Source organism: Sphaerospermopsis kisseleviana CS-549 (assembly GCF_028329225.1).
GTDB lineage: Bacteria > Cyanobacteriota > Cyanobacteriia > Cyanobacteriales > Nostocaceae > Sphaerospermopsis > Sphaerospermopsis kisseleviana.
This window is the reverse complement of record NZ_JAQMTI010000297.1, coordinates 1-6,591: the sequence shown is the minus strand read 5'-3', so window position 1 is coordinate 6,591 and position 6,591 is coordinate 1. Positions and strand designations below refer to the sequence as shown.

Below are 6,591 nucleotides of genomic sequence, written 5' to 3'. Positions count from 1 at the left end.
TTTTGGCGATTAACTTCCGATCAATAGCGAACTGCTTGCAGCAGCGCTTCGCTATCGCCCAAAAATAATTAAAAAATCACGTTAAAATGCCCGAAACCCATACCTCATATTTGGTTGATCCTGTCAATGCGTAAGTCCTAAAATATTCAAAATTTCTGCCTCCTGCCTCCTCAAAATTATGTCTAATTTACCAGTAGAACATTTACAAGTTCGAGATATTGGCGAACAAGGTCTTTTAGAGAGATTACAACGCTTTTGTCCTTCAGAGGTGATAGGTGATGATGCGGCAGTTTTGGCGACAGAATCAAAGCAATCTTTGGTAGTAACTACAGATATGTTAGTTGATGGTGTACATTTTAGTGATGTTACCACTGCTCCAGAGGATGCTGGTTGGCGTGCTGCTGCTGCTAATTTATCCGATTTAGCAGCTATGGGGGCTTTTCCCTTGGGTATCACCGTTGGACTGGGTTTACCAGGAGATTTAAGCGTTGAATGGGTTGAAAGAATGTATCAGGGCATGACAGAATGCTTGCAAAAATATAACGTTCCTATAGTTGGTGGTGATATAGTGCGATCGCCCATTACCACTTTATCCATAACCGCCTTTGGTCAAGCCAACCCTGATTTTATTATCCGTCGTTCCACCGCTCAAATAGGTGATGCCATAGTCGTTACAGGTATTCATGGAGCGTCCCGTGGAGGCTTAGAACTGCTCTTGAATCCCGAAATAGGTCAAAACCTCAAATCAGAAGAAAAGACAGCTTTAATCACCGCACACCAGCGCCCCAGACCACGTTTAGATGTCATACCCCTATTGTGGGAGATTATAGAATCTCAATCCAAAATCCAAAATCTAAAATCTAAAATTGCTGGGATGGATAGCAGTGATGGTTTAGCCGATGCAGTATTACAAATTTGCCGTGCTAGTAAAGTAGGCGCTATTTTAGAAGCAAGTAAAATTCCTCTACCATCAACATTTAATCATTGGCTCACACTACAGCGATCGCTCAATTATGCCCTATATGGTGGCGAAGATTTTGAATTAGTCCTCTGTTTACCACCACAAACCGCATTAGAATTAGTAAAAAAACTAGGTGCAGGTGCAGCCATTGTCGGTAAAATTACACCAGGCTCAACAGTAATTTTACAACATGAAAACGAAAAAATCCCCGACCAAGTTTTAACACTTAGCCAGGGATTTCAGCATTTTAGTTAGGTGATTGGTAATTGGTAATTGGTAATTGCTAATTGGTAATTGGAAAGAATAAACTCTTGCCTTTTGCCTTTTGCCTTCTTACTGTCACCTGTCACCTAAATTATGCCCATTTATTGGCTACTAACTCAGCTAAGTCTAAAACGCGTTGGCTATAACCCCACTCATTGTCATACCAAGCCATCACTTTTACCATGTCATTGCCCATAACCAAAGTTAAGTTGGCATCAACAATGGAAGATTCATTTGTACCTTGATAATCAGAAGATACTAGAGGAAGTTCGCTATAACCTAAAATGCCTTTGAGATAGGTTTGAGAAGCATCTTTGAGGACTTGGTTAACTTCTTCTGTAATAGTGGGTTTTTCAACCTGAACTACAAAATCCACCATTGAAACATTAGGGGTGGGTACACGCAAAGCTGTACCATTCAGCTTACCTTTTAAAGCTGGGAGTACCAGAGCTACCGCTTTAGCCGCACCAGTAGAAGTGGGAACAATGTTAATACCAGCCGCTCTAGCGCGACGCAAATCACGGTGAGAAGCATCTAAGATGCGCTGATCTCCTGTGTAGCTGTGAGTAGTGGTCATTGTGCCTTTGATGATGCCAAATTTTTCATGCAGCACCTTGGCAATAGGAGCTAAACAGTTAGTGGTACAGCTGGCGTTACTGATAATGTGATGTACGTTGTGATCATAATCTTCATCATTCACACCCATCACAAAAGTACCATCTTCATTTTTACCAGGAGCAGTAATCAGCACCTTTTTAGCACCAGCATTAACGTGGCGCATTGCCCCTTCCTTACTGGTAAAAACACCAGTGGATTCAATAATCAGATCAATTTCCCATTCTTTCCAGGGCAAGTTATCTGGGTTGCGATCAGATACGCATTTAATGGTCTTACCGTTGACAGTAATGGAATTATCATCAGCAGTAATATCCGCATTTTGTAACCTTCCCAGCATCGAGTCATATCTGAGCAGGTGAGCATTGGTTCTAGGATCGGAAGTGTCATTGATACCCACAAGTTCAACTGGGCTATTCTCTCTACCTATCCAGCAGCGTGCGAAGTTCCGTCCAATGCGCCCGAAACCGTTGATTGCAACTCTAATCACAGTGTCTTGCCCTCTGTATTTATGCCTATAAATTGATATCGTTGACCGTTATATAAAACCTACTCAAAATTACTCATGAGCTTTGTTTACTTCCTGCTTCACTCTGGAAGTGTCGGCACTACCCAGTCCACAGGCTTTAAGATTGGGTGTAACTCACCCTACTGTGCAAATGCTTTAGGCTTGGTTATTACCTAAAAACAGGGTAATTATCACACCTTTGAGTGTTGAAGTCTAGATTTTTTCGCTCAATGAGTAGATTGGAGTAAATGTTTTGATTCTGTTCCAGACCCCAATCATATCGCAAAGGGGAGGAGTATTTATAACTATAAAGTGTTCTATCCCAAAAAAAATACAGAATTTATTCAGAATTATGAGTGTAAAGATTGTGAGTGGCTATGTACAAGCCGACTGATTTCGGTACTAAATCATCAATGGAACAGCCTTGGCGACAAAGTTCACGGATGATACTTGACGAAACTCTTACTAAAGGTGTATGCAGTAACTGCCAATTGATTGTATGTGATTTTTCTCTAAATTTTTTTTCTACTTGGTTGCAGATTGACTCAGTTTGAGCTATAGTCTCACCACCGACCTGTCGGGGGGCAATTAACCAATCACACATTTGTGCTAGTTCATATCCACGATACCAACGAGGTAAAGTTTGGAAAGCATCCAAACCGATAATCCAGTACCAATGAGTATTTGGGTAAAAAGCAGATAAATCAATCAGGGTGTTAATAGAGTATGAAGTCCCAGAGCATTCTCTCTCAATCAGTGAGACTGTAAAAGCTGGGTTATTTTTAGTAGCTATATCCAGCATTGCTACTCGATGTTCAAACAGTGCGGCTTGTTTATGAGGAGGATTTTTTGAAGGTATCCAAATTATTTGTTCCAGATGTAATTGCGTCAAAGCCATTTTGGCTACGAGTAGGTGTCCCCAGTGAACTGGGTCAAATGTACCTCCAAAAATTGCTAGTTTCTGCATTTGATGTGCGGGAATATTCAGGTAAAGTAAAGCACACTGCTAAAGTTTTGTCTCTTACTTCCTACCTCCTGCCTCCTAAAATTTCCTACTGCAACTAGTTGAATAATCTTTTCCCTACCAATGTATTATTGTAGTCAATTCACCTGCTGGCTGGATATAAGTAGAAAAGCACAAAAAAACAGACGTATGTAACGAAAAGTAAAGTTACCTAAAAGTCTCTTCCCTCCTGCCTTCTGCCTCCTGCCTCCTACCTTGCCATAACGACCATTTTTAACGCCTACCTACTTAGTGTCAAATTATGTTTGTAACTCAAGGACTTCCGTAGCCACTTTTAGTAAAGCCATCAACGATATGTATTTAACATTACAGGATTTTTTTCCCGATGTTACCCCAGTTTTCAGAATAATCATAAATAGAGAAACTCTCTCGTCAGGGTAATATCTTTCTGAACAAGCAAAAACAAAGTAAAAAATTAACCCTTTATTCAGATATGAAAATCCTACAGGAGCAGTATCTGTAAAAATCCAAATCCTGTTATGATACGCGTGTCTTATGTAAAGATTTTGTGGTGTGGTGTAAGAGGAACAAAAGATGAATAGTCAGATAGATTTTAGCGGTAGACCATTTCATTTCATTGGGATTGGCGGTATAGGAATGTCGGCTCTAGCTTATGTGTTGACAAAACGGCAATTACCAGTATCAGGTTCTGATCTGCGACCTAATCAGATTACACGCAAGTTAGAATCCCTGGGCGCTCACATTTTTAGTAGACAAGAAGCCAGCAATCTGGAGTTCTTTCGTCCTCAAGAATCGGCTGATGGAATAGTATTAAATTCACCAGAAAAATTGCCCGTTGATAAGTCTAACTTACCTCAAGTAATTTGTTCAACAGCTATTAATACCAATAATTTGGAATATAAAGCTGCCATAGAATTAGGTTGTCCAATTTTACACCGTTCTGATGTCTTAGCTGCCTTGATTGCTGATTATTATAGCATTGCTGTAGCAGGAACTCACGGCAAAACTACAACCAGTAGCATGATTGGTTATATGCTATGGCAAGCTGGTCTTGACCCGACCATTTTAGTCGGTGGAGAAGTAAATGCCTGGGAAGGGAATGCTAGATTAGGGGAAAGCAAGTATCTAGTGGCTGAAGCAGATGAATCTGACGGTTCTCTGGTGAAACACGCCCCAGCTATCGGGATAATTACCAATATTGAACTCGATCATCCTGACCACTACGAAACATTAGACGAAGTAGTTGAGACTTTCCAAAAATTTGCCGAGGGTTGCCAAATTTTAGTAGGTAGCATTGATTGTGACACAGTGCGCGATCGCCTTAACCCAAACATCAGCTATAGTCTACATCCAGATACCGGCGCTGACTATACTGTCACCAACATTGACTATCGTGCTGATGGTACAACAGCTTTGGTTTGGGAAAAAGGTAAAGCCTTGGGTGTATTAAATCTACAACTTTTGAGTCGGCATAACCTCAGCAATGCTCTAGCCGCAGTAGCCGTAGGACGCGCCCTGGGTTTAGAATTTGGGGAAATTGCTAAAGGTATTGCTACCTTTGAAGGAGCAAGACGGCGCTTTGAGTTCCGGGGAGAAGCGGCTGGTATTACTTTTATTGATGATTATGCCCATCACCCTAGCGAAATTCGTGCTACTTTGGCCGCAGCACGTCTTCAGGCTAGACCAGGACAAAGGGTAGTTGCCATCTTCCAACCCCATCGTTATAGTCGGACACTTACCTTTTTAGAAGAATTTTCCGAATCCTTTACCCATGCTGATTTAGTAGTTCTCACTGACATTTACAGCGCCGGAGAACCAGATTTAGGACTGATTAATGGTGAACAATTAGCAGCAGAAATAGGGAAGCAGCATCAGCAGGTTATTTATCAACCGACTTTATCCTCTGTGTGCGAGTTTTTATTGTCAAACCTGCGTTCTGGTGATTTGGCGCTATTTTTAGGTGCTGGTAATCTGAATCAAGCGATTCCTGAAGTAATTGCTACACTTCGTGAACCAGCTAAAGCCACATCCTAAGCAAAGCACAGTTCTAGGTTTTCTAGGTTTTGTTTCTTGTGCGAATTTCCTATCTAGCAATAGTTTCATTAGTTAAACTTATTGCCGGAATTTTACGGTAAAAGAGTAATAAAAATTACCAATTAAAGCAACGATGATAACTTCCCCGGCTGCTGGAAACGTCTGTAAGATTTCTGCTTTGACTACAAATAAACAGCAAACAACTAATTCTGTTGATAGTGAAGTAATTTACTTACCCGGTACTGATTGTGTAATTAAAACCCAGGCTTCTTTATCAGCATTTACTTCCTACAGAGTTGGAGGAGAAGCCCAATGGTACGTTGCTCCACGCAACTTAGAAGCATTACAAGCAAGTATTGAGTACGCAAAAGAACAAGATTTACCAATAACAATCCTGGGAGCAGGTTCTAATTTGTTGGTCAGCGATCAAGGTATACCAGGCTTAGTGATTGCTACTCGTCATTTCCGTTCCAAGCACTTCGACCTAGAAACAGGTCAATTAACTGTCGCCGCAGGCGAATCTATTCCTAGCTTGGCATGGGAAGCCGCAGAATTGGGATGGGAAGGGTTAGAATGGGCTGTGGGTATTCCGGGAACTGTTGGTGGTGCAGTTGTGATGAATGCAGGGGCGCATAATAGCTGTATTGCAGATATGTTGGTGAGCGCGGAATTGCTCTCTCCTGATGGTACATTAGAAACTCTCACCCCAGCGGAATTAGGTTACAAATATCGGACTTCATTATTGCAAGGGGGAAAACGGATAGTTACTCAAGCAACCTTGCAACTTCAACCCGGTGCAGATCCAGCACAAGTTATAGCTACAACCAAACAACATAAACAACATCGCCTTTCTACCCAACCTTATAATTTTCCCAGTTGTGGCAGTGTTTTCCGCAATCCTAAGCCTTACACTGCTGGATGGTTAATTGAACAAGCTGGTTTAAAAGGCTATCAAATCGGTGGAGCGCAAGTTGCACAACTTCATGCCAATTTTATCGTTAATCGTGGTGGAGCTAAAGCCAGCGATATTTTCTGTCTCATTAATCATATTCAACGTGAAGTACAAGAACGTTGGTCAATTTGGTTAGAGCCAGAGGTTAAAATGATTGGCGAGTTTCAAGCAGTTTGTTGATAGGGGACTGGGGACTGGTGACTGGTGACTGGGGACTGGGGACTGGTGACTGGTGACTGGTGACTGGTGACTGGTGACTGGTGACTGGTGAC

Annotated in this window: 5 protein-coding genes; 3 read left to right on the top strand and 2 right to left on the bottom strand. The window is 41.6% G+C overall.

The features are described 5' to 3' along the window. Positions 1-178 precede the first annotated feature (178 nt). On the top strand, positions 179-1,216 hold the full coding sequence (thiL, locus tag PN497_RS23275; RefSeq protein WP_096569096.1) for a thiamine-phosphate kinase: 1,038 nt from the start codon (positions 179-181) through the stop codon (positions 1,214-1,216). A gap of 100 nt (positions 1,217-1,316) precedes the next feature. Here thiL and PN497_RS23270 read toward each other — a convergent pair whose 3' ends face one another. Beyond that, the gene (locus tag PN497_RS23270) at positions 1,317-2,330 is read right to left on the bottom strand and encodes a type I glyceraldehyde-3-phosphate dehydrogenase (RefSeq protein WP_096569099.1); all 1,014 of its coding nucleotides are present in this window, start codon (positions 2,328-2,330) and stop codon (positions 1,317-1,319) included. 358 nt (positions 2,331-2,688) lie between these two features. Beyond that, positions 2,689-3,315: a nicotinate (nicotinamide) nucleotide adenylyltransferase gene (nadD, locus tag PN497_RS23265; protein WP_096569102.1), complete on the bottom strand. Its 627-nt coding sequence runs from the start codon at positions 3,313-3,315 to the stop codon at positions 2,689-2,691. 591 nt (positions 3,316-3,906) lie between these two features. Here nadD and murC point away from each other — a divergent pair. After that, entirely contained in the window at positions 3,907-5,367 is a 1,461-nt protein-coding gene (gene murC / locus PN497_RS23260; RefSeq protein ID WP_096569106.1) for a UDP-N-acetylmuramate--L-alanine ligase, read from the top strand. 133 nt (positions 5,368-5,500) lie between these two features. Then, positions 5,501-6,499, top strand: coding sequence for a UDP-N-acetylmuramate dehydrogenase (murB, locus tag PN497_RS23255; protein WP_096569109.1), 999 nt, complete (start codon positions 5,501-5,503; stop codon positions 6,497-6,499). Positions 6,500-6,591: the final 92 nt, after the last annotated feature.

Coding starts and splice junctions, on each gene's coding strand:
- thiL (WP_096569096.1), top strand. CDS start 179: ATGTCTAATTTACCAGTAGAACATTTACAAGTTCGAGATATTGGCGAA.
- nadD (WP_096569102.1), bottom strand. CDS start 3,315: ATGCAGAAACTAGCAATTTTTGGAGGTACATTTGACCCAGTTCACTGG.
- murC (WP_096569106.1), top strand. CDS start 3,907: ATGAATAGTCAGATAGATTTTAGCGGTAGACCATTTCATTTCATTGGG.
- murB (WP_096569109.1), top strand. CDS start 5,501: ATGATAACTTCCCCGGCTGCTGGAAACGTCTGTAAGATTTCTGCTTTG.